At 68.0% G+C, this 23,593-nt stretch carries 27 protein-coding genes; 11 read left to right on the forward strand and 16 right to left on the reverse strand.

What is annotated here, in order from left to right:
• The first annotated feature begins 300 nt into the window (after nucleotides 1-300).
• Nucleotides 301-564 (forward strand): hypothetical protein, encoded by a 264-nt coding sequence (locus tag ACFOYW_RS04800; RefSeq protein WP_390227568.1) that lies wholly within the window; start codon nucleotides 301-303, stop codon nucleotides 562-564.
• A gap of 6 nt (nucleotides 565-570) precedes the next feature.
• Here ACFOYW_RS04800 and ACFOYW_RS04805 read toward each other — a convergent pair whose 3' ends face one another.
• The 3 genes from ACFOYW_RS04805 to ACFOYW_RS04815 form a co-directional block, all read right to left on the reverse strand.
• On the reverse strand, nucleotides 571-906 hold the full coding sequence (locus tag ACFOYW_RS04805; RefSeq protein ID WP_390227570.1) for a DUF7882 family protein: 336 nt from the start codon (nucleotides 904-906) through the stop codon (nucleotides 571-573).
• Nucleotides 907-976: 70 nt separating this feature from the next.
• A complete protein-coding gene (locus tag ACFOYW_RS04810; protein WP_390227572.1) occupies nucleotides 977-1,312 on the reverse strand; it encodes a DUF7882 family protein in 336 nt (111 codons plus the stop codon).
• A gap of 191 nt (nucleotides 1,313-1,503) precedes the next feature.
• Nucleotides 1,504-1,764, reverse strand: a complete 261-nt coding sequence (locus tag ACFOYW_RS04815; protein ID WP_390227573.1) for a hypothetical protein — start codon at nucleotides 1,762-1,764, stop codon at nucleotides 1,504-1,506.
• 683 nt (nucleotides 1,765-2,447) lie between these two features.
• Between ACFOYW_RS04815 and ACFOYW_RS04820 the strand changes: the two genes are divergently transcribed.
• Together ACFOYW_RS04820 and ACFOYW_RS04825 are read left to right on the forward strand one after the other, a co-directional pair.
• A complete protein-coding gene (locus ACFOYW_RS04820; protein WP_390227898.1) occupies nucleotides 2,448-2,654 on the forward strand; it encodes a cold-shock protein in 207 nt (68 codons plus the stop codon).
• A 72-nt stretch (nucleotides 2,655-2,726) separates the two neighbouring features.
• Complete coding sequence (locus ACFOYW_RS04825; RefSeq protein ID WP_390227574.1) at nucleotides 2,727-3,650, forward strand: hypothetical protein; 924 nt, start codon at nucleotides 2,727-2,729, stop codon at nucleotides 3,648-3,650.
• Between the two features lie 157 nt (nucleotides 3,651-3,807).
• Here ACFOYW_RS04825 and ACFOYW_RS04830 read toward each other — a convergent pair whose 3' ends face one another.
• From ACFOYW_RS04830 to ACFOYW_RS04850, 5 genes are all read right to left on the reverse strand, one after another.
• On the reverse strand, nucleotides 3,808-4,974 hold the full coding sequence (locus ACFOYW_RS04830; RefSeq protein WP_390227575.1) for a fatty acid desaturase family protein: 1,167 nt from the start codon (nucleotides 4,972-4,974) through the stop codon (nucleotides 3,808-3,810).
• 97 nt (nucleotides 4,975-5,071) lie between these two features.
• The gene (locus ACFOYW_RS04835) at nucleotides 5,072-5,722 is read right to left on the reverse strand and encodes a hypothetical protein (RefSeq protein WP_390227577.1); all 651 of its coding nucleotides are present in this window, start codon (nucleotides 5,720-5,722) and stop codon (nucleotides 5,072-5,074) included.
• Nucleotides 5,719-6,303: a hypothetical protein gene (locus ACFOYW_RS04840; RefSeq protein WP_390227578.1), complete on the reverse strand. Its 585-nt coding sequence runs from the start codon at nucleotides 6,301-6,303 to the stop codon at nucleotides 5,719-5,721. Before ACFOYW_RS04840 ends, ACFOYW_RS04835 begins: the two co-directional genes overlap by 4 nt.
• Nucleotides 6,300-6,698: a hypothetical protein gene (locus ACFOYW_RS04845; RefSeq protein ID WP_390227580.1), complete on the reverse strand. Its 399-nt coding sequence runs from the start codon at nucleotides 6,696-6,698 to the stop codon at nucleotides 6,300-6,302. Before ACFOYW_RS04845 ends, ACFOYW_RS04840 begins: the two co-directional genes overlap by 4 nt.
• A gap of 64 nt (nucleotides 6,699-6,762) precedes the next feature.
• The gene (locus ACFOYW_RS04850) at nucleotides 6,763-7,200 is read right to left on the reverse strand and encodes an Asp23/Gls24 family envelope stress response protein (RefSeq protein ID WP_390227582.1); all 438 of its coding nucleotides are present in this window, start codon (nucleotides 7,198-7,200) and stop codon (nucleotides 6,763-6,765) included.
• A gap of 168 nt (nucleotides 7,201-7,368) precedes the next feature.
• On the opposite strand from ACFOYW_RS04850, the gene ACFOYW_RS04855 reads away from it, so the two are divergent.
• From ACFOYW_RS04855 to ACFOYW_RS04875, 5 genes are all read left to right on the forward strand, one after another.
• On the forward strand, nucleotides 7,369-7,905 hold the full coding sequence (locus ACFOYW_RS04855; protein ID WP_390227899.1) for an RNA polymerase sigma factor: 537 nt from the start codon (nucleotides 7,369-7,371) through the stop codon (nucleotides 7,903-7,905).
• Complete coding sequence (locus ACFOYW_RS04860) at nucleotides 7,902-8,519, forward strand: Asp23/Gls24 family envelope stress response protein (RefSeq protein WP_390227584.1); 618 nt, start codon at nucleotides 7,902-7,904, stop codon at nucleotides 8,517-8,519. The genes ACFOYW_RS04855 and ACFOYW_RS04860 overlap by 4 nt, the downstream gene beginning before the upstream one ends.
• Before the next feature lie 244 nt (nucleotides 8,520-8,763).
• Entirely contained in the window at nucleotides 8,764-10,617 is a 1,854-nt protein-coding gene (gene ftsH / locus ACFOYW_RS04865) for an ATP-dependent zinc metalloprotease FtsH (protein ID WP_390227900.1), read from the forward strand.
• A 146-nt stretch (nucleotides 10,618-10,763) separates the two neighbouring features.
• The gene (locus ACFOYW_RS04870) at nucleotides 10,764-11,870 is read left to right on the forward strand and encodes an ABC transporter ATP-binding protein (RefSeq protein WP_390227586.1); all 1,107 of its coding nucleotides are present in this window, start codon (nucleotides 10,764-10,766) and stop codon (nucleotides 11,868-11,870) included.
• An 88-nt stretch (nucleotides 11,871-11,958) separates the two neighbouring features.
• Nucleotides 11,959-12,753 (forward strand): transglutaminase-like domain-containing protein, encoded by a 795-nt coding sequence (locus ACFOYW_RS04875; RefSeq protein WP_390227588.1) that lies wholly within the window; start codon nucleotides 11,959-11,961, stop codon nucleotides 12,751-12,753.
• 34 nt (nucleotides 12,754-12,787) lie between these two features.
• On the opposite strand, the gene ACFOYW_RS04880 is transcribed toward ACFOYW_RS04875, so the two are convergent.
• Together ACFOYW_RS04880 and ACFOYW_RS04885 are read right to left on the reverse strand one after the other, a co-directional pair.
• Nucleotides 12,788-13,513, reverse strand: a complete 726-nt coding sequence (locus tag ACFOYW_RS04880) for a VIT1/CCC1 transporter family protein (protein WP_390227590.1) — start codon at nucleotides 13,511-13,513, stop codon at nucleotides 12,788-12,790.
• Nucleotides 13,514-13,589: 76 nt separating this feature from the next.
• Nucleotides 13,590-14,579: a quinone oxidoreductase family protein gene (locus ACFOYW_RS04885; RefSeq protein WP_390227592.1), complete on the reverse strand. Its 990-nt coding sequence runs from the start codon at nucleotides 14,577-14,579 to the stop codon at nucleotides 13,590-13,592.
• Nucleotides 14,580-14,678: 99 nt separating this feature from the next.
• On the opposite strand from ACFOYW_RS04885, the gene ACFOYW_RS04890 reads away from it, so the two are divergent.
• Both ACFOYW_RS04890 and ACFOYW_RS04895 read left to right on the forward strand, forming a co-directional pair.
• On the forward strand, nucleotides 14,679-15,359 hold the full coding sequence (locus ACFOYW_RS04890) for a hypothetical protein (protein WP_390227593.1): 681 nt from the start codon (nucleotides 14,679-14,681) through the stop codon (nucleotides 15,357-15,359).
• Between the two features lie 9 nt (nucleotides 15,360-15,368).
• On the forward strand, nucleotides 15,369-15,935 hold the full coding sequence (locus ACFOYW_RS04895; protein ID WP_390227595.1) for a Chromate resistance protein ChrB: 567 nt from the start codon (nucleotides 15,369-15,371) through the stop codon (nucleotides 15,933-15,935).
• A 25-nt stretch (nucleotides 15,936-15,960) separates the two neighbouring features.
• On the opposite strand, the gene ACFOYW_RS04900 is transcribed toward ACFOYW_RS04895, so the two are convergent.
• The 4 genes from ACFOYW_RS04900 to ACFOYW_RS04915 are packed head-to-tail and all read right to left on the reverse strand — an operon-like array spanning nucleotide 15,961 to nucleotide 21,125.
• Nucleotides 15,961-17,007 carry a COG4280 domain-containing protein gene (locus ACFOYW_RS04900; protein ID WP_390227596.1) on the reverse strand — a complete coding sequence of 349 codons (1,047 nt, stop codon included), beginning with the start codon at nucleotides 17,005-17,007 and terminating at the stop codon, nucleotides 15,961-15,963.
• A 49-nt stretch (nucleotides 17,008-17,056) separates the two neighbouring features.
• Complete coding sequence (locus ACFOYW_RS04905) at nucleotides 17,057-18,214, reverse strand: ABC transporter ATP-binding protein (RefSeq protein WP_390227597.1); 1,158 nt, start codon at nucleotides 18,212-18,214, stop codon at nucleotides 17,057-17,059.
• Nucleotides 18,211-20,064, reverse strand: a complete 1,854-nt coding sequence (locus ACFOYW_RS04910) for an ABC transporter permease (RefSeq protein ID WP_390227599.1) — start codon at nucleotides 20,062-20,064, stop codon at nucleotides 18,211-18,213. The genes ACFOYW_RS04905 and ACFOYW_RS04910 overlap by 4 nt, the downstream gene beginning before the upstream one ends.
• Nucleotides 20,040-21,125 (reverse strand): ABC transporter substrate-binding protein, encoded by a 1,086-nt coding sequence (locus ACFOYW_RS04915; protein ID WP_390227600.1) that lies wholly within the window; start codon nucleotides 21,123-21,125, stop codon nucleotides 20,040-20,042. Before ACFOYW_RS04915 ends, ACFOYW_RS04910 begins: the two co-directional genes overlap by 25 nt.
• Before the next feature lie 273 nt (nucleotides 21,126-21,398).
• Between ACFOYW_RS04915 and ACFOYW_RS04920 the strand changes: the two genes are divergently transcribed.
• Nucleotides 21,399-21,614 carry a hypothetical protein gene (locus ACFOYW_RS04920; RefSeq protein ID WP_390227602.1) on the forward strand — a complete coding sequence of 72 codons (216 nt, stop codon included), beginning with the start codon at nucleotides 21,399-21,401 and terminating at the stop codon, nucleotides 21,612-21,614.
• Here the strand turns inward: ACFOYW_RS04920 and ACFOYW_RS04925 are convergent.
• Together ACFOYW_RS04925 and ACFOYW_RS04930 are read right to left on the reverse strand one after the other, a co-directional pair.
• Complete coding sequence (locus ACFOYW_RS04925; protein ID WP_390227603.1) at nucleotides 21,586-22,740, reverse strand: sensor histidine kinase; 1,155 nt, start codon at nucleotides 22,738-22,740, stop codon at nucleotides 21,586-21,588. The genes ACFOYW_RS04920 and ACFOYW_RS04925 overlap by 29 nt on opposite strands.
• Nucleotides 22,734-23,432 (reverse strand): response regulator transcription factor, encoded by a 699-nt coding sequence (locus ACFOYW_RS04930; protein WP_390227605.1) that lies wholly within the window; start codon nucleotides 23,430-23,432, stop codon nucleotides 22,734-22,736. Before ACFOYW_RS04930 ends, ACFOYW_RS04925 begins: the two co-directional genes overlap by 7 nt.
• Between the last annotated feature and the right edge of the window lie 161 nt (nucleotides 23,433-23,593).

The raw sequence follows: 23,593 nt of genomic DNA on the forward strand, positions 1-23,593 counted from the left end.
CCTCGGACGGTTTCTCGAAGGCCACCTCATCGACCGGGCACCAGTACCCATCGCCCCGATCGGTGAGTGGGTTATTGCAGATCGGGCAGGTCGGGGGAGAGACATCATCGGGCATCTGGCGACCGTAACCCTCGCATACGAGGAGCGGCAGGCGTTGACACCCCATCGAGTGCGTGTGATGTAGTCGCGGGCTGCGGTGCACACCGGGGCTTCGAATGCGGCTGAGGCCGGTCGGCATGGGGCTGTCTCGGTTACCGCAGGGAGGCGACGGGTACCAGCCTGCGCGAAGGAGGGCCACAGATGCTCGCACTCACCCTGACGCTCGGCCCGAACCACTACGCGCTGCGCTCCGGTACCAGCGCGCGGAGACTTGAGAAGCGGATCATGACCGCTTTGCGGCGCGGCGCGGGGGTGCTCAGGCTGCCGCTCGCCAACGGCGACCATGTGGACGCGGTGGTCAGCCCGGGGCTGCCGGTGTTCATCGAACGCAGGCACGTCACGCGTGGAGCGACCATCGTCGAGGAACCGCCCGTCGACTGGCCGAGCTTCGGCCTCGACCAATAGCGACGGCTATGGTGCGGTTGACCGACCCGCTTCGTCAACGTAATTCCGGGCCTCGTCCTCGCTCATGACGACCATTCCCCGAATCCCATGAGACGAGCGCGCGAGAGCATCGAGCCAGAGGCGGTTGAGCTCGGGCGGTCGAGAACCTCCGAAGCGGAATGCGAGCGGGATGTCGGGCGCGAGCCAGATGCTCGCGCGGCCGGAGCCACGGTCGGTCGGGATCTGCCAGTTCAGCAGGAATCCCTCCTTGAGGCGCAACTTCGTGGTGATCGCGATTTTCAGGTGCGCGAGAAGTCGATCTTCGAACTCATAGTCCGCGCCCGCGTAGCTCAGAGTGCCCATCGTGATTTCAGATAATAGGCGCTGATTGCCAACGACACTCTCGCATGGCCTGGGACTCCAGCGTCGGGGGCTACGGGGCGGTCGATGCGCCGGCCGCCGCGAGGTACTCAATGGCGTCGGCCTCGCTCATCGCCATCATGCCGCGAATTCCGTGCGCGGATCGCACCAGAGCATCGAGCCAGACACGGTTGAGTTCCGGCGGCTTCGACCCGGCAAAGCGATACGCGACGGGGATCTCCGGAGACATCCAGAGGCTGATGCGACCCGAACCGCGATCAGACGGGGTGACCCAGCTGAGCAGAAAGCCTTCCTTCTGACGCAGCTTGCTCGTAATCGCGACCTTGAGGTGCGTGAGCAGCCGGTCATCGAGCTCATAGTCGGTGTACGCATAGCTGAGAGTGCCCACGTGGGGGCTCCGATCGTCGACGACTAGCGCGGCGCCAGATGCCGCGCGGGTCCGTCGCACCAGGGTAATGCACCGACGGCTCAGAATCCGTGAAGGACATTCGATCCGCACTGCTCGCCGAGTGCACTGCACTCGAATACAGTCTCGGCCGCCAGGCGCGCGACGACCACGGGGGCGTTGGGCCGGACGCGTCAGCGAACGAGGCGCTCGAGGCCGATGCGCACGGCTTCCTCATAGCTGACGGGCTCCGATCGCGAGTCCGTCTCGCCGGGACCCGAGAGGATGTAATGACCGTTGGGCTGCGGGTGAATGGTGACGGTGCGGTGATCCTCGGCGATGAGGTGGAGGCCGCTCTCGGTGCGGGTGACGGTCACGGAACGGCCTTCGAAGTCGAAGTCGCGGGAGTGCCCGAAGGGGACGGCGATAAGGGAGTGAATTGCTGTGGTGGTCATCGAGAGCCTTTCGCTCATCGGGCAGCCCGCCTTCGACGAGGAAATGGCGCGTGTGCCTAGTACGGCTGAAGCTACCCTGCTTGGCCGAGTGCGCTCACATGTTGTGCGCGCTGATCGGAATCGGGGGCGGCCGGCGCGTGACTCGAGCCGGCTCGTTTCCAGGCAGATGGCGCTGCGCTTCAGCGATGTGCCGTAGACTGAAGCGGCAGCCTCACCGGCCGACGTTCTCGCCGGTCGTAACCACGCTGCATTGCTGGCGCTTCTCGCGTCGACCGGCATCGTGCCGTGACCGGCCTGCCCGGCATCCCGATCTTCCCTTAGCCCTACGACGTCGTCGTCCGGGCTGAGGTTCACGACGAAACGACTTCCTGATCTCTCTCCCTGCTCTACTTCCGCTCTCCGACGTACCCCGATTCGACTGGCGCCAAGCTGACCGCGACGTTCACGTCGCGACGCTGAACGGCGACTTCGCCGGCTACGTCGTCGACACCGGCGGGTGCTTCCTCTTGTACGACGCCCACGCCGTCTCCGGCGGCCTGTTCCCGACGCTGGACGAGGCTCAGCTTGCGCTGTCCTCTCCGACGACGAACACGTGGCGTCGCATCACACGTCCGCGACGGCATCGCCGCCACGGCGCCTCGGTCCGCGTCCGCGGCCCGAAAACACGAAAGAAAGACAACGACATGTCTACTGGCACCGTCAAATGGTTCAACTCCGAAAAGGGCTACGGCTTCATCGCCCCCGACGACGGCACCGCCGACGTCTTCGCCCACTTCTCTGCCATCGCGAGCAGCGGGTACCGCAACCTCGAAGAGGGACAGAAGGTCGAGTTCGACACCGAGAGCGGCCAGAAGGGCCCTCAGGCTGCGAACATCCGCCCCGTCGCCTGACCGCGAACCGCCGCCCGCCTGCGACCGCATGAAACTGTGAGCGGTCGCATGTTGGGCGCGTACGGTCCGGTTATGGAGCACACAACACGATCGTCGACGATGTCTCCGTCGGCTGGATCGGGTACTGCCTTGGGACTCAGCCACATCCTCACCAGCCTTCTGCCCGCGACCGTCCACACGACGGGCGGGCCGCAGCGCTACACCGTCAACGCGGTGTTCACGCGTCGGCCGTCCGCCGGGGAGACCCAGGGGCTGAATGGGGCGGAGGCCCGGGCATGGCTCGATCGTGCTGGGTTCCCCACGGTCACGACGAAGGTCAGCGACCGGCGACTGGAGATCGCGAACACGAGCCTGGAGGAGCTGCAAGCGGGGCTCGGTTCGGTCCTCGCGAGCCTGCTGCAGCAGCTCAGCGCCGCTGATCTCGAGCGCACGAACGCGCTGACCGCCAGCCTTGCCGGCATCGACAAGGACGAGGCCCAGCGGTGGGACGCGGTGCGCGCACGCGCAACGGCGATCCGATTCCCCGTCGCGCCCAGGCAGCCGGGCGCCGCGCTCGATGGCGAGCCGCTCGCGCTCACGGGTGTGGTCGCGAGCTTGCTGCCGGCGACCGTCGGTACATATTCGGGCCCTGAGCGGTACACCGTGACGGCCGAGTTCACGCGTGCCCCCACACACACTGAGCGTGCGCTGATGGCTGACCCCCTGTCATGGGAGCGCCGCGATGCCAGCGGCTACCCGACGAGGGCCCTGAGCGTTCGCGACCGACTGTTGGAGATCCACGACACCTCGCTCGAGGAGCTCGAGGACGGGCTTGCCGAGGTGGTGGCGCACACCCTCGCCGAGATCGGCGACACAGCCCGCGCCGAAGACGCTGAGCGCACCGCACACGCGGCAGAGCTCGCAGCGGCGGAACGCGAGCGCGCCCGCTATGTGGCGGACACGGCCGCGGCGATCACCTTCGACGCCGTGGCGGACGTGGCGCCGGCTGCACGGTAGCCCCATAGCTTTCGCTGCGCCCCCACGGTCACGTGGGGGCGCAGTTCTTTGCGTGCCGCGAGGGCGATGCACCAGCTGTCGGACGCGGTGAACTGAACATCGCATAGATGGCCCAGGCGATGAGTCCCGGCCGGATCGATGGGGTCATCCATGTGGTTCAGCCGACCGGTGTTGCGGTCAGCCGGCCGACGATCATCGGGCATTCGAACGGGTCCTGGTGTCCAAGTCCGACGCCGTCGATGTACGCGGTGACGCTGCGGAAGGCTTCACGGACGCCGGTCTCGGTGTACGGGACGCCGCGTTCCAGGCAGAACGCCTGGACGAGGGGCGCGGCGTGGCGCAGTTGCGGGCGGGCCATGGAGGGGAACAGGTGGTGTTCGATCTGGTAGTTCAGGCCGCCCATGGTGAACGCGGTGAAGTGCCCGCCACGGATGTTGCGGCCGGTCAGGACCTGGCGACGGAAGAAGTCCAGTTTCTGATTCTTGGAGACGAGCGGCATGCCCATGTGATTGATCGCGAAAACGGCGCCGAGGTAGAAGCCGAACACGGCGAACTCGATGCCGAGGAACGTGCCGGCGCGCCCGGGCGAGAGCACAAGGAAGGTCAAGCCGATGAAGCCGCCCAGACGGAGGAGCATCAGGCTGATCTCTACCGCGCGATGCGGGACGCTCCCGCGCCCGAAGACGCGTTCAAAGCTCGAGATGTGCAGGATGACCCCCTGGAAGAACAGGAAGGGGAAGAATCCGACGCTCTGGTGGTCGAGCGTCCACCGGACGAGGCGACTGCGGTCTCGCAACTCCATGAGCGCGCCGGGCTCGACGACGGGAATGTTGAGATCAGGGTCGAAGCCGACACGGTTGGGGTTGGCGTGGTGACGGTTGTGCTTGCTGTTCCACCAACCGACGCTCATCCCGACGAAGAGATTGCCGACGACGAGGCTCGCCCAGTTGTTCCACCGCCCGGACTGGAAGACCTGGCGGTGCGCCGCGTCATGGCCGAGGAACGCCGCCCGCGTGAACGCGACGGCGAACACCGCTGCGAGCGGCATCTGCCACCACGTGTCACCGCCTCGAATGAACAGTGCCACGAGCGCGGCAAGGGCGAGCGTGATCAGCCAGAACTTCGACCAGTAGTAGACCCGTCGCCGACGTAGGAGCCCGGCTTGCCGGATCTGCTCGGAAAGGTCGGCGAAGTCCGTGCTCTGCCGTCCGGCCCGGTCGACGCCTGAGGCGCCGTGCGCGGTGCGCCGGATGGATCCGGCCCCGTGCGGGCTGCCCGTGACGGACTCGCCGGTCGTGATGCTCGTGATGTTTGAGATGGCCATCTTGGCCTCCAATGGGTTCGTCGGTTGGAACGTCGCAGGGTGACGGCCGCGGCGTAGGGCAGGTCTCTGTGCTCTCTGGCGTGGCTCATGCGACTGCTTACGCATGCGGTTGCTTCGGTGTCTCGTCGGTTCGGATTCGGGAAGACGCGCTGCGGGCCCTGGGTGACAGTCGCGCGCGGAAACCGCCGCTGACCTGGATCAGGGCCGGGAGCTGGCGGCCGAGGAGGGTGTCCAGGGCGCTCAGCGTGTCCTCGACCACGTGCGCGGCCAGGCGAGGGGATACTCCACGCCGGCACGTCACCGAGACCTTCAGCACTGAAGCCCGACGCACCCGGCAGGCGAATACGTGAGAGGCGAGGATTTCCGGACGGCCGTCGAGGTCATGCTGGATCGCCTGCTGTGCGACTGCGGCGCTGATCACGGTGGCTCCATGCGCTGTGGTCTCTTCACGCAGCAGCGTGTCGTGGCGACCACGCCCTTGACGTGCGACGAGGGTCACGAGAAGCACAACGACCACCGCCAGAGCGGCGAGGACGAGGATCCAGCCCCAACTTGTGTTCGTATCGAACAGGGGGACGCTCCGGAACCACGTGGTGAAATCGTCGTGGAGCGTCGGCGCGCTCACGCGGTAGCCGTCACGGATCGCGGGAATGGTGGCGATCGCGACGAGCGCGGCACCAGCGAGAAGTGTGAGCAGTCCGACCACGAGGACCACGGCGCGGTTCAGCGCGCGGTTGGTGCTGTTCATGTTCCGACCTTGCCGTTCGCGGCGATCACTACGGATGCGCGCACCGGCGGGTACAGCTCGAATGCCGCCAATTGGTCCCGCACCGCCTGTTCGACTGACGCACGTCGTACCCGCGTTCCGCTGGCCGGGGTGAGGTGAACGGTGGCGCGGTGCGCGGACACGCTCACGGCGGTGTTGTCGGGGCTCATGTTCCCCGCATGGGCAGCGGATCGAGCGAGTGCCGAGGCGATCACTTCGTTGTCCACAACGACCGCGGCGCGGCGGGAGGGCATTTGGTGGCGGGCGAGACGGCCGGGTGTGAGCGCGCCGATGAGAAGCAGCAGCCCAAGGACGGCGAGGAGGATGCCGACGATCATCGGCATTGCGGTCGGGGTGACCCCGAGTTCGCTGAGGGCGATGAGCATGTCCTGTGGTGCCGCTAGAAGGGCGGTGTGGCTGACCATCATCAGGATGATCTCGGTGGCGACGTACAGGCACAGCAGGATGACTGCGATCGCGATGGCAGTCGCCAGCACGGCGCGTGACGAATGCGTCTCGCGACGCAGGATCCGCCGGTAGGGGTATGGATCCTCGGTGCTCATGCGGCTCTCCTCCGGTCACGGATCTCGACGCCGGTCAGTTCGACGGTCACGTGCGCGATCTCGGCTCCGGTGAGCGCGGTCACCCGCTCGCGGATAGCGCTCTGACCGTCGGCGGCGTGCCGAAGCAGAGTGCCCCCTGTCGCTGAGACGAACGTCGGCATTTGCGTCACCTGTTCGAGCGAGATGACCCGGATGGGTGTGCGGACCCGGACCGCGAGTAGGCCAGCACGGTCCGACAGCTCAACGTGCACGGCCCGTGCTGTCACACCGAAGGTGTCCGCGGTGACGGCCGAGACCACTCGGTCCAGCGCTCGGGGTACGACGGTGGTGCGCCCCGGCGCGGGCCCTGCGCCCGCGTCCGGCGACTCGGCCGGCCTCGGGGCGGTGCGGCTCATGATGAGGTGCGCTTGCCGCGGAAGGTGTCCACCAGCGAGTGCATGTCGAGCTTGGTGGCGGTGATCACTGGACCCGCGCCTCGGTACCGCTGTCGCTGTCAGCGGTGTCGTCGTCGGAGGGGATGTGCACGTCGTTGACAGTGATGTTGACCTCTGTCACGTCCATGCCCACCAGCGTCTGGATCGCCGTGGTCACGGCGGCGCGGACCCGGTCCGCCACGTCCTGCAGGGCCACCGGATACTCGGCGACGAGGGTCACGTCGACGGCGACCTGAGTCTCGCCCACTTCGACGCTGATGCCCTGGCCGAGGTCGGTGGTGTTGATAGCGGTGCGGATCGCACCGAATGCACGAGCGGCTCCGCCACCGAGCGCATATACGCCGGGGACTTCGCGTGCGGCGATGCCGGCGACCTTGGCGATCACGCCATCGTTGATGACGGTCTTTCCCGCGCCGGTGTCGGCGAGGGTGGCGGTGGAGGGAAGAACGGTTGTGGCTGCCATGAGATGCTTTCCTGAGCTACTGAGGTGAAGCGTTGTGGCTTCTACTGATAGGACGAGTCGGTGCGACGATTCGTCACGGAAGTCAGGAAGAAACATCCGAAAGCCTGAAGCATGGTGAATGACCACACTCCGCCGTCGGCCAAGGGTCCCCGGTACGACCCCCGGCTGATCGACTCGGACGACCGTGTTGTCGCTGGGCGTGCCGCAGACGGCGACCCACAGGCGTTCGAAGTACTGGTGCGCAGATACAGCACGTTGATGCGCGTGTACGCGCGCAGCATCCTGGGCATGAACGACGAAGCCGACGACGTGGTGCAGGAAGCGTTCGTGACCGCATGGCAGCAACTCGATTCGCTCGAGGACCTGGCAGCGGTCAAGAGCTGGCTGATGCGCATCGTCAGCCGACGCAGCATCGACCGGGTCCGTGCCCGCCACGACCACGACGACATCATCGATTACGACCCGCCGGCCGAGGCCGAGGCCTCTCCCGCGCAGGCGGCTCAGACGCGGTCCCTCGCGTCTGCGGTCGGAACAGCGCTCGCGTCCCTTCCCGCGGGGCAGCGACGCTGCTGGCTGCTGAAGGAAGTGGCCGAGTACAGTTACCGGGAGATCGCGGCGGACCTGGAACTGCCGGAAAGCACCGTTCGCGGATTGATCTCCCGGGCGCGAGTGAACATGGCACGAGAAATGCAGGCCTGGCGATGACAGATCCGCGCTCCCCAGAAGGGTCCGCTGACTTCGACGCGCTGGATCCGGCGAACCTCGACGGTCACACGATCGAGGAGCTCAGCACCTACCTCGACGCCGAACGCACTCCCACCAACTTCTCCATCGAGTCGTCGCCGGGCTGCCAGATCGCCTTGACCGCGCTCGAACGACTGCGTGACCTGACGGCGCACGTGCTCGAGCTGCAAGCTGCGGCGGAGCCCGCCCCTCCGGATGGCTGGGTGCACGGCATCATGAACCGCATCGCGGTGGAGGCCCGTGCCGGCCGCGACATCCCCATCACGCATCCCGCGCCCAGCGCGCATCTCACAATGACCGAAGGCGCTGTTCGGGGTATGGTGCGCGCAGCTGGAGACAGCGTTCCGGAAGTCATCGTGGGGCGCTGTCAGCTCGATGGTGACGTCACCGTACCCGGCGAACCGATTACCGTCACCGTCGACATCAGTGTCGCCTGGGGCGAGAGCATCCCGCTTGCTGCCGACCGCGCGCGGGAAGCCATCCGGCAGCAGCTCGGCAAACACACCGAACTGAACATCTTGGCAGTCCACGTCAATATCCAGGACGTGCGGTTCACCCGCGCCACGCCCGGCTGAGTCGCCCGCCGCTCGGCTGTGAGCGCACACATCGCCGGCGCGTACGTTCCGGTCATGAGTCAAACAGCAGGGCCGCCTGCGGCGCCCCGGCACGCCGATCCCGAATCCTCGGGGTTGCGCAGCATCCTGACAGGCCTCCCGTCCCGCGTCGTGCACACGCCGCGTGGACCGGAGCGATACACCGTCCGTGTTCGCCAGGAATAAGCTTCGCCGCTATCGGCTGCTGCAGGTCATACCGTTCCTGATGCTCATCGGGATCGTGTTCCTGCTCCTGACGAACAGGGCGGGCAGCAAGGACGTCAGCACCCGTGACGGCCTCGCGCTTCTGAGCGACGGAAAAGCAACCAGTGCGACGATCAACAGCGGAGACCAGACCGTCGCCCTGACTTTGGGGAAGGCCGACGGAAACCTCGGGACCGCTGTCCAGTTCTCCTACGTCGGTCCCCGCGGTCCTGCAGTCGTCGCAGCGATCGATCACGCCCACCTCGCGAGCTACAACGATGTGGTTCCCCAACGGAGCTGGTGGGCGAGCCTCGCCGGACTCGCGCTTCCCGCCCTCCTCGTGGGCGGCCTGATCTGGTTCGTCATCGCCAGGGGGCGCAGCGGCAGCAATACGCTCATGCAGTTCGGCAAGTCACGTGCCAAGATCGTCTCCGCACAGACCCCGAAGGTCGTCTTCGCCGATGTCGCGGGCGCCGACGAGGCGATCGAGGAACTCGAGGAGATCAAAGACTTCCTGCAGACTCCCGCGAGATTCGTCGCCGTCGGCGCGCGCATCCCGCGCGGCGTCCTGCTGCTCGGGCCGCCGGGCACCGGCAAGACTCTGCTGGCCCGCGCGGTTGCGGGCGAAGCCGGCGTGCCGTTCTACGCCCTCTCCGGCTCGGACTTCGTGGAGATGTTCGTCGGCGTCGGCGCGAGTCGGGTCCGCGACCTGTTCAAACAAGCGAAAGAGAATGCGCCGGCGATCATCTTCATCGACGAACTCGACGCGGTGGGGCGGATGCGCGGCGCCGGCATCGGCGGCGGCAACGACGAGCGCGAGCAGACGCTGAACCAGCTGCTCGTCGAGATGGACGGATTCGACAGCACCACGAATGTGATCCTGATCGCTGCGACGAACCGCCCTGACGTTCTCGATTCCGCACTGCTGCGCCCTGGTCGCTTCGATCGGCAGGTCCGTGTCGATGTGCCCGACCTGCGCGGGCGTAGGAAGATCCTCGAGGTGCACAGTCGAGGCAAGCCCTTCGCCGCGAGCGTCGACCTCGACCTCGTCGCGCGAAAGACGCCCGGCTTCACGGGTGCCGACCTCGCGAACCTTCTCAACGAGGCCGCCCTGATCACGGCGCGCTCCAATGCGCAACGAATCGACAATCGCGCCCTCGACGGGGCCGTGGACCGTGTCATCGGGGGCCCACGGCGCCGCAGCCGCCTTATCCGCGACCAGGAGCGACTGATCACGGCCTACCACGAGGGCGGCCATGCCGTGACCGCAGCCGCAATGCGACAGGCCGACCCGGTCGCTCGGGTGACGATCGTCCCGCGCGGTCGCACGCTCGGACACACGACGATCCTGCCGGTCGACGACCGATACTCGATCACCCGCGACCAGTTGCGCGATCAGCTCGCCACTCTGATGGGAGGGCGGGCAGCCGAGGAGATCGTGCTGCACGACCCCACCACGAGCGCATCCGATGACATCGAGGCGGCGACCGCGATCGCGCGCACGATGGTCACGGAGTACGGCATGAGCGCTGACGTCGGCCCGGTGGCGCTCCGACACGCGTCCGGCGAGATGTTTCTCGGGCACCCGACGGGGAACGAGCGCGGCTATTCTGAGCAGCTCGCGAGGCAGGTCGACGCCGCAGTACGGATGCTTCTCGAGACCGCACACGACGAGGCCTGGCGGGTGCTCAACGACAACCGCGGCATCCTCGACAGATTGGCGTCGGAGCTGCTCCGCACCGAGACGCTCGACCATCAGCAGCTCGACGAGATGTTCGCGACCGTCACGAAGCTCGCCGAGCGCTCCGACAATGATCAGCCGCCGCCCGCACGTGCCCCGGCGGTGCTGCCTGCGGGGTCCGGGCTCTATGTCTGAGCGGGGCCTCGGCCTCGAGACGGCGGCGGCCGGCCGGGCGGCGCGGCTTTGGATCTGATGGGATTCCACCGCCGCGCACCATTCGGCGTTACTGTCCACCCAACGGCCGTCGCCTCCGCGACCTGCCGATCGAAGAGAGAATCCTCATGGCAACAGTGACTTTTGATGACGCTACCCGCGTCTACCCGGGATCGACCGCACCGGCGGTCGATCGATTGAACATCGAGGTCGCCGATGGCGAGTTCCTGGTTCTCGTCGGGCCGTCCGGGTGCGGAAAGACGACGTCGCTGCGCATGCTTGCTGGTCTTGAAGAGGTCAACAGCGGCAATATCTTGATCGGCGACCGGAATGTCACGGATGTTCCGCCGAAGGATCGTGACATTGCGATGGTGTTCCAGAACTATGCGCTGTACCCGCATATGACGGTCGCGGAGAACATGGGCTTCGCGTTGCGCATCGCGGGGGTGAACAAGGAGGAGCGCAACCAGCGGGTGCGTGAGGCGGCGAAGATGCTGGACCTGGAGCCGTATCTGGACCGTAAGCCGAAGGCGCTCTCCGGTGGTCAGCGTCAGCGTGTGGCGATGGGCCGGGCGATCGTGCGCAGCCCGCAGGTGTTCCTCATGGACGAGCCGTTGTCGAACCTGGACGCGAAGCTGCGGGTGCAGACCCGCACGCAGATCGCGTCGCTGACGCGGCGTCTGGGGGTGACCACGGTGTATGTCACCCACGACCAGACCGAGGCGCTGACGATGGGGGACCGCATCGCGGTGCTGAAGGACGGGGTGCTGCAGCAGGTCGGTACGCCGCGTGAGCTGTACGCACACCCGAACAACATCTTCGTGGCCGGGTTCATCGGCTCGCCCGCGATGAACCTGTTCGCCGCCGACGTCACCGAAGGCGGCGTCAAATTCGGCACCACCGTCGTCCCCGTGCCGCGCGAGCTGCTGGCCGATGCCGGAAAGCAGGTCACGATCGGGGTGCGCCCCGAAGACGTCGTCGTTTCGACGGCGGAGAGCTCCGGACTGCCGGTCATGGTCGACCTCGTCGAGGAGCTCGGCGCCGACGGGTACCTCTACGGCCACGCCGCCAGCCAGACGGCCGAGATGGACATCTTGACGGACATCGTCGTGCGTGTCGACGGCCGCCACCACCCGACCCTCGGCGACACGGTCTACATCACGCCCAAGCCCACCCACGTGCACGTCTTCAACACCGAGACCGGCGAACGACTCAGCGCCGCCATCGGCGACTGAGGGCGAGTCGCGGGAATGCTGCGGACAACGGCGGGGAACCGCTATCGAGTGAACATTCCTGCCGAGGCGCCAGATCTGTGGGTTGCGGATGCATCGTGAGGTCTCCGCGGAGCTGGAGCTTGAGGCCGACGGTCCTGCCCGGCTGGCTCTCGCGATCGCGCCCGCTGCCAACTACCACCCTGAGGACGAAGCGCTCACGGTGACGCAGGGCGGCCGAGAGCTGCCATGGCGAGTCGTCCGCGACCTCCACGGAACGCGGCTGCATGTGGCCGAGATCTCCGCCGGCCGCGCGCGGGTCGCGTACTCGGCGACGATCGGCGATGCCGTGGACGAGGTGGAGGGCGATGATGCGGATGACTTCCGGTACCTGCGTCCGAGCCGCTACTGCGAGTCGGACGCGCTGACTCCGACGGCCGTGGCCGAGTTCGGGGGACTCGACGGGGCTCAACTGCTCTCGGCCGTCTCGTCCTGGGTGGGCGTGCAGCTGTCCTACGTGCCGGGGTCGAGTTCACCGACCGACGGGGCGGTGCGCACACTTCTGTCGCGCACCGGGGTGTGCCGTGATTACGCGCACCTCGTGGTGGCGTTGCTGCGCGCACTGGAGGTGCCCGCGCGGGTCGTATCGGTCTACGCGCCGGGGCTCAGGCCGATGGACTTCCACGCTGTAGCGGAGGCGCGGATCGACGGCAGCTGGCGCGCCGTCGACGCGACCACGCTGGCGCCGCGCAGTTCCCTCGTGCGTATCGCGACCGGTCGGGATGCGGCGGATACGGCGTTCCTCAGCATGCGCGGCGGTGGCGTACGACTTCTGGAGCTCAACGTCGCGGCCGTCGCGGACGTGCTGCCGGACGACGACGTGCGCGAGCTCGTCAGCATCCGCTAGGCGATTGCCGCGCAGTACCCGAAAGGATACGCCGTTACACGGCCCCGGTCGTGCCGAGCAGCGCACCGATGCCGAAGGTCACGGCCAGTGCGACCGCGCCGCCTGCCACGATTCGCAGCGTGCCGAGCCGTTTCGAGCTGCCTCCGATCCGCGCGCTGATCGTGCCGGTGAGCACGAGCGCAGCGAGGACCGCGAGGAATGTGACGGGAACCTTCCACGGGGCCGGAACGAGCAGCACGAAGAGGAACGGCAGGATCCCGCCGCACAGGAACGACAGCGCTGACGCGAAGGCTGCGGCCCAGGGGCTCACGACGTCATCAGGGTCGATGCCGAGTTCAGCCGAGAGGTGGGCGCGGAGTGCGTCGTGTTCGGTGAGCTCGACCGCGACCTGTCGTGCGGTCGCGTGCGAGATGCCCTGCGCCTCGTACAGCGCGGTGGGTTCGTCGAGCTCCTCGCTCGGCATGGTGTCGAGCTCCTGCCGCTCCTTCTCGATCAGCGCTTTCTGGCTGTCGCTCTGACTGCTGACCGACACGTATTCGCCGACGGCCATGGAGAGCGCGCCACCCACGAGGGCCGCGATTCCGGACGCGAGGATCGGGGCAGTGGCTGTGCTCGCGCCGGCGACACCGACGACCACGGCGGCGACCGAGATGATGCCGTCGTTGGCGCCGAGCACTCCGGCGCGCAGCCAGTTGAGGCGCTGTGCGAGGCCACCCTGATGAGGCTCGTCGGGGTGGTGAAGCGCAGCTGCGTCGTTCATGGGGACAGCGAATCAGATGCGTTCCAGGACTGTCCAATCACGCGTGGCGCGAGTGAGCCGGGCGGCCGCGCCCGGCTCACTCGCTCGGCGTGAGCACGATTCGGCCGTCGAGGCTGCGGCTTTCCATGCGCTCGTGCGCACGTTGGGCCTGCGAGAAGGGGAGGACATCGATCGCGATGTCGCCGAGACCCGCGACGGCGGAGTCACGGGCGGCCTCGAGCGCCGGGCGCATGAATTCGGCGTGCGTCGGGAGGAAGGCGCCGGCGTTGAATCCGGCGACGGTGATGCTCGCGCCCCAGATCTCGTTGCTCGCGAGCTGGTGGCCCCAGTCGCCGCTCGCATTCCCTGCGACGACGAGGCGGCTGCCGGGCCGCATCAGCCCCAGGCTGCGCGTGCGGACGTCGCCGCCGACGGGATCGATGATCACGTCGAACTTCTCGTCGCCGAGCACGTCGGGCAGTCGCTCGGAGTCGACGATCTCGTCGTACGGCAGTCTCGTCGCGTGCGCCGCCTCGAGCCTGCCGGCGCGTACGCTGCCGACGACGCGCGACGCCCCGAGCCGGGTGGCGATGCCAGGGAACGCAGCGGCGAAGCCGCCGAGCGCGCCGTGGACGAGAACGCTCTCGCCCGAGACGAGGTGGGCGACGCGGGTCAGCGCCACGTGCGCCATCGCCGCGTTGGGAATGACCGAGACTGCGAGCGCGGGGTCGACGTCGTAGCCCTCGATCGAGATGACGCCGCGCACCGGGGCGACGTAGACGGATGCGTAGCCGCCGGTGCCGCTGCCGGCGGACATCGAGACGACTTTCTCGCCCACGGTGAAGCCGGTCACCCCTGGACCCAGTTCGCGTACCGTGCCCGCAACCTCGAGCCCCAGCGTGAAGGGGGGCTGAGGCATGCCGGGCCGATCCCGGTAGGCGCCCTGGCGCAGGTAGACGTCGATCAATCCGACCGCCGAGTGCGTGACGTCGATCGCGATTTCGCCCAGCCCGGGGGTGGGGTCCGGCAATTCGACGACGGTGAGAACGGCGGGGGCGCCGAAGGCGCCGGCCTGAACAGCTCGCATGGAATCCTCTTCTCAGTTAACGCACGCTGTGATGCGTTAAGGCCGAAACTATCACGTCGTCCCGGTTAGCGCACTCAGCGATGCGTTAGACTGGCTCTCGTGCGCGAGAGGGCCAGGTCGACGGAGGACAAGACGCTCCGCTCTGCCGCGCTGCTCGACGCTGCCGAGGCGCTCGCCCTGGAACTCGGGGGAGTGCGGCACCTCACCGTCGCCGCGGTCACGGAACGCGCGGGGCTCCATCGCACGGGCGCACGGCGCTACTACGCGAGCAAGGAAGACCTGCTGCTCGAGCTCGCCGAGCGCGGCTGGGCGCAGTGGCGCGCGGCGCTCGTGGCCGAGGTTGACGGTCGGTCCGGGTTGCGGGCGACCGAGGTGGCAGAGATCGTCAGCCGGACGATCACCCGCCTTCCGGTGTTCTGCGATCTGCTCGCGCATGTGCCGATGCGGCTCGAGGGCGATGTCGACATCGAGCGTGCGCGCCGGTTCAAGACCAATTCCTTCGCGGAGCACGATGCCATGGTCGGGGCGCTGGCCGAGGCATCCGATCTCTCGGTCCCGCAGGTGCAGGCGCTGATCGCGGCGGCGGGCGCCCTCGCGGCCGGGTTCTGGCAGGTCGCGCACCCCATGCCGACTCTCGCCGAGCTCTACCGGCAGGTTCCCGAGTGGGGCCACGTGGCGCTCGACTTCGAGCCGCGGCTGACGATGCTGTTGCGTGCCACAGCACTCGGACTGACGGATGCCGTGCCGCCGCGCGACTCTGGCGACAAGATCGCCGGATAGGATCGGCTCGTGCCGACCAAGCCCGTCTCAGCGGAGAAGACGCCGAGTTCGAAGTGGCTGGTGCTGGTCTACCGCATTCCCTCTGAGCCGACGCGCCTGCGCGCGACAGTGTGGCGGCGGCTCAAGGCGCTCGGCGCGGTGTATCTGCAGAACTCGGCCGCGACGCTCCCGCACGACACCGCTTCGGAGCGTGCCTTGCGGAAGCTGCAGCACGAGATCCTGCAGATGAACGGCACCGCGGTACTGCTCGAGTCGGCCGTCCTCGCGGGTGAGCAGAGCGTGCTGTCGGTGTTCCAGTCGGCCCGCACCGACGAGTACGAGGAGATCGTCGACCGCTGCGAGGGGTTCCTCGGCGAGGTCGAGAAGGAGTACGGCAAGAAGCACTTCACGTATGCCGAGCTCGAAGAGAACGAAGTGGACTTCAACAAGCTGGTCAGCTGGCTCGACAAGGTGAAGTCGCGCGACCGTTTCGGCGCCCCGGGCCGAGAGGCGGCGGAGGCGGCCATCTCACGCTGCGAGCAGGTGCTAGAGGACTACGCCGCGCGGGTCTACGCAGAGGAGCCGGAGGGCCACTGAACCTCGGCGGCGCGCACGCCTCGACTCAGCCGCGCGCCGCTCGGGCGGTGCCGAAGGGGATCAGCGCCAGTACGAACACACCGGCGATCACCCACGCGCCCGTCCACACGTGGGCGACCGCGACCAGCGCGAGCATCACGACGACACCGAGGGTCACGAGCCAGTCGTCACCGACGATGAAGTCGTACCAGAACAGTCCGAACCGGGCCAGCGCGCCGGGCTTCTTCGTCGGCACCTCGGCCGCAGGCTGCTCGACCGCAGGCTGCTCGCGTCGGGGTTCCTCTGTCACTGACGAGGAGCCGCCCGCCGCGGCTGCGACAGGCACGCGAGCGAGGGTCGCAGCGGCGCGCCGGCGGCGGGTGAAGACCAGGACGAGCAGCAGGCAGTAGACCGCGACAGCGGGCGCGATCACGAGGAGCGCGGCATCGGATCCGGGCCAGAGTGCGCCGGCGCCCTCGGCGCCCCAGAAGGTGCCGAAGCTCGCCAGCATGATTCCGACGACGAACTTGAGCGTGTTCTCCGGCACGCGGGAGAGCGGCCCGCGCACGATCGCACCGGCCACGATCACGACGACGATCGCGGCGAGGGCCGCGACGACCGCGACCGGCAGATTGCCCTCGTTGGTCGCAAAGGTCAGCACGATGAAGACGACCTCGAGGCCCTCGAGCAGCACGCCCTTGAATGAGACCGTGAACGCGTACCAGTCGGACACGCCGAACCGGCGATCAGCCTGGGCGGCCTCCGCAGCGGCGACCTGCTTGCGGAAGATCGCGTCCTCGTCATGCAGCGACTTCACGCCGCTCGCACGCAGCACCGCCTTGCGCAGCCACTGCAGCCCGAAGACGAGAAGCAGGCCACCGACCACGACGCGCAGCACGGCGAGCGGAAGCAGCAGGATCGTCGGGCCGAAGATGGCGACCGCCGCCGCGAGCACGACGATTGCGGCGATCGAGCCGATGAGGGCGGACCCCCAATGGCGGGTGGCCCCCATCGCGACCACGATGGTGGTCGCCTCGACCGCCTCGACGATGCAGGCGAGGAAGACAGCGGCGAAGAGTGCGACGTCGGTCATCGAACATGCTCCAGAAGTTTTGTACGTTTGATAGAAATACTAACGGCTGTTAGATGGTGCTGGGGACCCGGCGCGGAAACGCGAAGCAGCCCGCCGGATCGATCACAACGCGGCACTCCGTACCGCGCGACCACGCCTGGGGCGCGAAGATTCCGCTCAGCGCGCCGTGCGCGGTCGCGACGACGTGCTCGTAGCCGCGGCCCCGGTACGCGACATCCGTCACCCGTCCGGGAACACCGCCACCCGATGTTCCCGTTGCGGCGTCAGCCGCGGGCTCGTCGAGTCGCAACGCGGCGCCTCGGATGAGCACATCGACATCATCGCCCGTGTCGAGAACCGCGTCGGCCGGAATGCCGGCCGCCAGCCGGTGGTCGCCGACGCCGACGGCGACGGTGCCCACGTCGAATCTGCCGACAACGGTGCCGGCGAACGCCCCGGCGAGGCCCGTGAACCGGGCGACGAACGGGGTCGCCGGGCGCGTGTAGATGCTCTCGGGCGCACCCAGCTGCTCGAGCCGACCATCACGCAGGACCCCGACCACATCGGCGAGCGCGAATGCCTCGGCCTGATCATGCGTGATGTAGACGGCAGTGGCACCCGACTCGCGCGTGATGGTCGCGATCTCGACGCGCAGGTGCTCGCGCAGGTCGGCGTCGAGGTTCGACAGGGGCTCGTCGAAGAGCAGCAGAGCCGGGCTCCCGACGATCGCGCGCGCCAGCGCGACACGCTGCTGCTGTCCGCCGGAGAGCTCCTGCGGGTAGGCGTCCGCCTTCGCCGAGATGCCGACCCGGTCGAGCGTGTCGAGCACCCGCCGCGCCGCCTCGTGCCGGTCGAGGTGGTGGCGTTTGAGCGCGTATGCGACGTTCTGCCGCACGGTGAGGTGCGGCCAGAGGGCGTAGTCCTGAAACACCATCGCAAGACCGCGCCGCTCGGTCGGCACGTGCGTGCGGCCGTCGTCGATGACCGTCGAGCCGAAGCGCACGGCGCCCGTGTCGAAGCGCTCGATGCCGGCGAGGCCGCGCAGCAGCGTCGTCTTGCCCGAGCCCGACGGCCCCAGCATCACGAGGAAGGTGCCCGGCTCGACGGAAAGGGTGACGTCGTCGAGCGCGGTCGCCGTCCCGAAGCGCTTGCCGACCTTGTTCAGGTGCAGGCTGCGCCCGCTGGTGCGGCTGCTCGAGGCATCCGTCGTCATCATCGTTGCGGTCATCGTGACGCCCTTCCGATTCGCCGCCAGCCCGCGGGCGCGAAGAGGCGGAATGCCCCGAAACCGACGCAGACGACGATCAGGGCGAAAGCGATGGCGAGAACCTGCATGGCGGTCCCGCCGCCATAGTCGTACTTGCTGAGCGCAGTCTCGATCCCGACCGAGATCGGCTCTTTGCCGGCCGGCGAGAGCAGCTGGGAGACCGGCAGCTCGAGCAGGGTGGCTGCGTAGGTGAGCAGCCACGCGCTGAGCAGCGGCCGCGCGATCAGCGGGATCACGATCGACAGCCACGCACGACCCGACGTACGACCGTGCACGCGGCTCGCCTCGATCATCGACTCCTGCACCTGGCTCATCGTGCCCATCAGCACGCGTGTCGTCGACGGCAGCGCAGTGGCGAGGTACGCGATCGCGAGGAGTGTGGTCGTGCCGTAGAGCTGAACATGCAGCGTGCCCCAGAACGGCAGGTTGTAGGCGAAGATGTAGCCGGCCGCGAACACGATGCCTGGCAGCGCGACGGCCGCGAGCAGAACGAAGTCGAGCAACCGGCCGGACAGCTTCGCGCCGCTGGTGGCGAGCATCCGCGCGCACACCACTGCGAGCACGATCGCGACCGTGGCGGTGACTGCGGCGAGCCACGCCGAGTACATGAGCGGATGCCCGAGCGACGGGCTCGTGAGCACCCGCCGGTAGTTGCTGAAGTCCCAGTGGTGCGAACCGGCGAGGGAGCCGAGGCCGTCGATGAGCGATGCCGACACGGCGCCGAAGGCCGGGACGCCGAGGGCGATGGCGAGGAACACCACGAGGGCGAGCAGCAGCCCGGCGCCCCTCAGCGGTCCCACATGCTCCAGCCGAGCGGGGCGGCTGCGACCGGACAGGACGCGGAAGCTGCGGCCGCGCAGCGCGCGCGACTGGGCGATGAGGGCGAGCACGATGAGCACGAGCAGCACCCAGCTGATCGCCGATGCGACCGGGAACTGCACCGGGAACGAGTCGACGGCCATGTACAGCGAGTACGTGGCGACCAGGAAGTGCGAGTCATTGGCCAGAGTGCTGGCGACGCCGAAGTCGCTGATCGACTCGGCGAACACGATGGCGAGGGCGGCCCACACGCCCGGGCTGAGCAGCGCGACGACGACGCGGATGCGGGCGACCGGTCCGCCGCCGTGCACGCGCACCGCATCCTCGAACTCGTGCCCGAGGCCGCGCAGGGCGTTGCTGATCGCCAGGTAGGCGAAGGGAATGCCCTTGACCGTGAGGACCACGACGATGCCGACCGGGCCGTACATGACGTCGCGCGGCCAGGTCGCGGTCACGCCGAGCAGCTGCAGCACCCCGTTGGGCTCGAGCAGGCGCATCCAGCCGAGGGCGATGAGATAGCTCGGGGTGAGCAGCAGGGCGAAGACGACACCTGTCCAGAGCCGGCGCCCCGGCAGGTCGGTGCGCTGTACGACCCAGGCGAGCCAGAATGCGACGGCCGTGCCGACCACGGCCGTGACGACGCCGATCACGGTCGAGTTGATGAATGCGGTCAGCAGCTGGCCGTTGAGGGCCTGCTGGAATGCGCTGAGGGTGAACCACTGGGGCCCCTGGTCGAGCAGCGCCGGACTGAACGCCACTGCGAGGAACAGCAGGATCGGGACAACGAGGATCGCGATGATGAGGAGCCAGAAGGCACTGAACGCCAGGCCGCGGCCGGGGCGCAGAGCCCCTGCCGCGACCGCGAGGATCGAGTGACGGATGCCGCGGGCAGCCGGCTCGGCCGGGACCAGGGCGCGTGCTCCCTGTTCGGCCGGCGAAGGCTGGCGCGCAGCATCCGTCACGATCGTCACTTGATCGTCGAGTCGAACCACGAGTTCACTTGGCCCTCGAGCGGGCCCCAGTAATACGGGTCGAGCGTCTGGTAGCTCGTCGGGAACGCCGGCAGCTGCTTGAGGGCGGTGACATTGCTCACGATCGGCCAGAACAGCGAGTCGCCGCTGGGGTCACCGGTCTGCATCACGGCCTGACCGGCGGGGGACAGGGCGAAGTCGACGAACTCCTTCGCCTCTTTGGCGACGACGGGGTTGTCGGCCTTGTCGATGCCGATGGCGCTCGGAAGCAACGTCGACTGGGGCAGATACACGATCTCGGGCTTGTAGTTCGCGCTGGCCTTCACCTTGATGGTCTCGCCGGTGGCCGCCGAGCTCTGGATGAGGCCGTAGTCGATCTGCCCGGTCTCCAGCGCGTGAAGCGTGTCGCCGTTGGTCGGGTAGATGTGCAGGCCGTTGCTCTTGAGCTTTGAGAAATAGCTCTCACCGGCGGCGACGCCGTTCTTCTCACCCCCGAGCTGGTTCATGACGCCGGCGATGAAGGGGAACGTCGGACCCGACTGCGACGGGTCGTTCATGCCGATCTTGCCCTTGTACGCGGCACCGGTGAGATCCGCGTAGGTCTTCGGAACGGCGGTCACCTTGGCGGCGTTGTAGATGAGCGCGGCCATGACGGTCGTCGCGGTGGGCGAGTAGCTCTTGTCCTTGGGCTCGAGCGAGGTGCCGAGCGAGTTGAGGCTCGCAGACGAGGACTGGTACGGCAGCAGCAGTCCTTCCTTGTCGAGCGCTGCGAACGCGGTGTCTCCGTCGACCCACAGCATGGACCACTGCGGGTTGTTCTTCTCAGCGGTGATCTTGGTGAGCAGCGGGCCGGTGCTGTCGTCGTCGACCTTGACGGGAATGCCGGTCTTCTGGGTGAACGCCTTGGCCATGACGGCGTCGTAGCCTTCGGCGGCGTAGAGGGTGAGCGGCTGCGCGGGTGCCGACTTGGGCGCCGAACTGTGAGAGGTGGTCGAGGCCGCCGACGAGGTGCAGGCGGCGAGCGCGCCGATGGCGGCGACGGCGGTCAGGGCCGCGAGAACGCGGCGCGAGTATCTGGGCATCGGTGTGATCCTCCGAGGACAGGATTCGTTGTGCGGTGCAGGTAACGGTCGTTAGGAACCGTATGAAACGACCCTTCCGTGCGAGTGACCGCGAGGCGACGTGAGGGTGAACGGCTTCATGGAGGTTTCTTAGAGCCGATGCGCTATGCGCGTCGCCGGCATACGACACCGTGTCGACGCCACCGCGGCTCGTCCGACGGCTTCTGACGGCTGCCACTCTCGAAGTACTTCACCAGCGGCGGTGCGCGCGGCCGGCTGCAGCCGGGCGTTCAGGTGACGTGGGATTTCCTGGACTTCCCCGGCGCGTTTCCGGTCACCGTCATCGAAGCCGAACCGCCGCGCCGCAGCGTGATCGAGTGGGCGGGCGTCGCGACGACCGGGGACAGCGGCACGAGTCGCACGACCTGCGAGGGCTGGACCGGCATGCTCGCCGCGCTCAAGGCGTGGCTCGAGCACGGCATCAACCTTCGCGAGGGCTTCTATCGGTAGGCAGCAGCAGGTCCAGCTGGAATCCGGCGTCGGTCCGGCGCGCCTGGACCGTGCCCCCGTGTGCTTCGGCGATTCCGCGGACGATCGCAAGACCCAGCCCGGCTCCGGCGGGCGCCCCGCCGTCGGGGTCGCTCGAGCGAGCCGCGTCCGCACGCCAGCCGACGTCGAACATGCGGCCGAGGTTCTCGGCGGCGACCCCGGGCCCCTGGTCGATGACACTGAGGACGAGCTGGGCGTCATCGACGGTGTCGGCCCTGATCAGCACGGTGCTGTCGCCCGGCGCGTGCCGGAGGCTGTTCGCGAGCAGGTTGCCGATCGCGCGCGTGAGCTCCCGCGGGTCGGCCCAGATGACGCGCCCATCGATGCCGTCTTGCGCGATGGCGACACGGCGCGCCGCGGCGATCGGCTGCACATCGGCGACGGCGTCGCTGACGAGATCGAGCAGAACGACCGGCTCGGGGTGCAGTTCGAGGGTGCCCGTCTGCAGCTTGGACAGCTCGAACAGGTCGCCGACCATCTGATTGACGGTGTGGACCTTGGAGCGGATGACTCGCACATACGCGTCTGGATCGGGAGCGGTTCCCGCTTCCAGCGCCTCGGCCATCGCGCCCATGCCGGCCAGCGGCGTGCGCAGGTCGTGCGAGATCCAGGCGAAGAATTGGCGGCGGGCCGCATCCAGCTCGGCGATCTGAGCGCGCGCTTCCGCCAGCCTCCGGGAGCTCTCGGCGAGCTGGGCCGAGACGTCGTCGAATTCGCGCCACCCGGTCGCGGTCGGGCCGACGACATCGCCCGCGCCGACGCGTCGCGTGTCGTCGATGAGAGCGGCGACGGATGCCCGAGCGGTTCGGCCCGTCACGATCCAGGTCGCCGCCATGCTCAGCATCGCCGAGACCCCGATGACCCACGCGAGCACGACGACGTCGTGGGCCGCCAGGTACATCTCCGTGGCGACCGCGATCGTCGAGACGATCACCGACAGCAGTGCCCCCGTGAGGACGATCGCGGCACGTGCGCCGGCACCGCGCCGACGCCCGAGGCGCAGCGCGAGCACCGTGAGCGCGGTCACCACCGCGGTCGCGGCGAGCGTCGTGGCGCCGATCTGCAGCAGCTGGGGCAGCCCTAGCACGGCGCGCCCGCGTTGATCGTGAACCGGTAACCGGCTCCCCACTCCGTGTGCAGGAAACACGGCGTGCGGGGGTCGGGCTCGATCTTCTCGCGCAGTCGCCGCACGTGCACCGTGACGGTCGACGCGTCGCCGAAGCCCCACTGCCACACCTCGCGCAGGATCTCCTCGCGGCTGACGACGCGCTCGGGGTTGCGCACGAGATAGAGGAAGAGCTCGTACTCGCGAGCGGTCAGGGCGACCTCTCTATCGTCTGCCCACACGCGGCGGTGCGCCGGGTCGACGCGGAAGCGTCCGGCCGTGAACATCAACGGGGCGGCGGCGCTGCTGCTGCGGCGCAGCTGCGCGTTCACCCGCAGCTGCAGTTCCCGCAGCGAGAACGGCTTGCCGAGGTAGTCGTCGGCGCCGTGCTCCAGGCCCTCGATGCGGTGCTCGAGGCCGTCGAGTGCGGTGAGCATGATGATGGGTGCGCTCGAGATCGCGCGGACACGGCGGCAGAGCTCGTCACCGTCGATGCCCGGGAGCATCCGATCGAGGATCAGCAGTTCAGGCATCCGTCTCTCGATCGCCTGCCACGCAGTTGCACCGTCGCCGAACTGCTCGATCTCGCACCCGGCCGCACGGAGGTGATCGGCGACCACGGTGCGCACCGCGGGGTCGTCCTCGACGACGGTCACCCGTGCTCCTGCCTGCATGCGTTCGAGCGTAAGCGTGATCGCGCGGGTGCCCGGCCGGCGAATTCTTACGGCTCTGAAATGTGCGATTACGGGGCTGCAAGCTTCGGCCGGGAGGCCGTCTGCGATTGCTTCACTGACCGCAGCAGCTCGCCTCTTCTCGCGGGCTCCACCTCAGCAAG

It is taken from the genome of Gryllotalpicola reticulitermitis (assembly GCF_042651345.1).
Lineage (GTDB): Bacteria > Actinomycetota > Actinomycetes > Actinomycetales > Microbacteriaceae > Gryllotalpicola > Gryllotalpicola reticulitermitis.

Excerpts from the sequence above, each read along its gene's own strand:
- ACFOYW_RS04830 (WP_390227575.1), bottom strand. The coding sequence starts at position 4,974 with ATGGCCATCTCAAACATCACGAGCATCACGACCGGCGAGTCCGTCACG.
- ACFOYW_RS04870 (WP_390227586.1), top strand. The coding sequence starts at position 10,764 with ATGGCAACAGTGACTTTTGATGACGCTACCCGCGTCTACCCGGGATCG.
- ACFOYW_RS04900 (WP_390227596.1), bottom strand. The coding sequence starts at position 17,007 with ATGACCGACGTCGCACTCTTCGCCGCTGTCTTCCTCGCCTGCATCGTC.
- ACFOYW_RS04845 (WP_390227580.1), bottom strand. The coding sequence starts at position 6,698 with ATGAGCCGCACCGCCCCGAGGCCGGCCGAGTCGCCGGACGCGGGCGCA.
- ACFOYW_RS04850 (WP_390227582.1), bottom strand. The coding sequence starts at position 7,200 with ATGGCAGCCACAACCGTTCTTCCCTCCACCGCCACCCTCGCCGACACC.
- ACFOYW_RS04885 (WP_390227592.1), bottom strand. The coding sequence starts at position 14,579 with ATGCGAGCTGTTCAGGCCGGCGCCTTCGGCGCCCCCGCCGTTCTCACC.
- ACFOYW_RS04825 (WP_390227574.1), top strand. The coding sequence starts at position 2,727 with ATGGAGCACACAACACGATCGTCGACGATGTCTCCGTCGGCTGGATCG.
- ACFOYW_RS04875 (WP_390227588.1), top strand. The coding sequence starts at position 11,959 with ATGCATCGTGAGGTCTCCGCGGAGCTGGAGCTTGAGGCCGACGGTCCT.
- ACFOYW_RS04905 (WP_390227597.1), bottom strand. The coding sequence starts at position 18,214 with ATGACCGCAACGATGATGACGACGGATGCCTCGAGCAGCCGCACCAGC.
- ACFOYW_RS04915 (WP_390227600.1), bottom strand. The coding sequence starts at position 21,125 with ATGCCCAGATACTCGCGCCGCGTTCTCGCGGCCCTGACCGCCGTCGCC.
- ACFOYW_RS04800 (WP_390227568.1), top strand. The coding sequence starts at position 301 with ATGCTCGCACTCACCCTGACGCTCGGCCCGAACCACTACGCGCTGCGC.
- ACFOYW_RS04930 (WP_390227605.1), bottom strand. The coding sequence starts at position 23,432 with ATGCAGGCAGGAGCACGGGTGACCGTCGTCGAGGACGACCCCGCGGTG.
- ACFOYW_RS04815 (WP_390227573.1), bottom strand. The coding sequence starts at position 1,764 with ATGACCACCACAGCAATTCACTCCCTTATCGCCGTCCCCTTCGGGCAC.
- ACFOYW_RS04880 (WP_390227590.1), bottom strand. The coding sequence starts at position 13,513 with ATGAACGACGCAGCTGCGCTTCACCACCCCGACGAGCCTCATCAGGGT.
- ftsH (WP_390227900.1), top strand. The coding sequence starts at position 8,764 with ATGCTCATCGGGATCGTGTTCCTGCTCCTGACGAACAGGGCGGGCAGC.
- ACFOYW_RS04840 (WP_390227578.1), bottom strand. The coding sequence starts at position 6,303 with ATGAGCACCGAGGATCCATACCCCTACCGGCGGATCCTGCGTCGCGAG.
- ACFOYW_RS04860 (WP_390227584.1), top strand. The coding sequence starts at position 7,902 with ATGACAGATCCGCGCTCCCCAGAAGGGTCCGCTGACTTCGACGCGCTG.
- ACFOYW_RS04835 (WP_390227577.1), bottom strand. The coding sequence starts at position 5,722 with ATGAACAGCACCAACCGCGCGCTGAACCGCGCCGTGGTCCTCGTGGTC.
- ACFOYW_RS04820 (WP_390227898.1), top strand. The coding sequence starts at position 2,448 with ATGTCTACTGGCACCGTCAAATGGTTCAACTCCGAAAAGGGCTACGGC.
- ACFOYW_RS04805 (WP_390227570.1), bottom strand. The coding sequence starts at position 906 with ATGGGCACTCTGAGCTACGCGGGCGCGGACTATGAGTTCGAAGATCGA.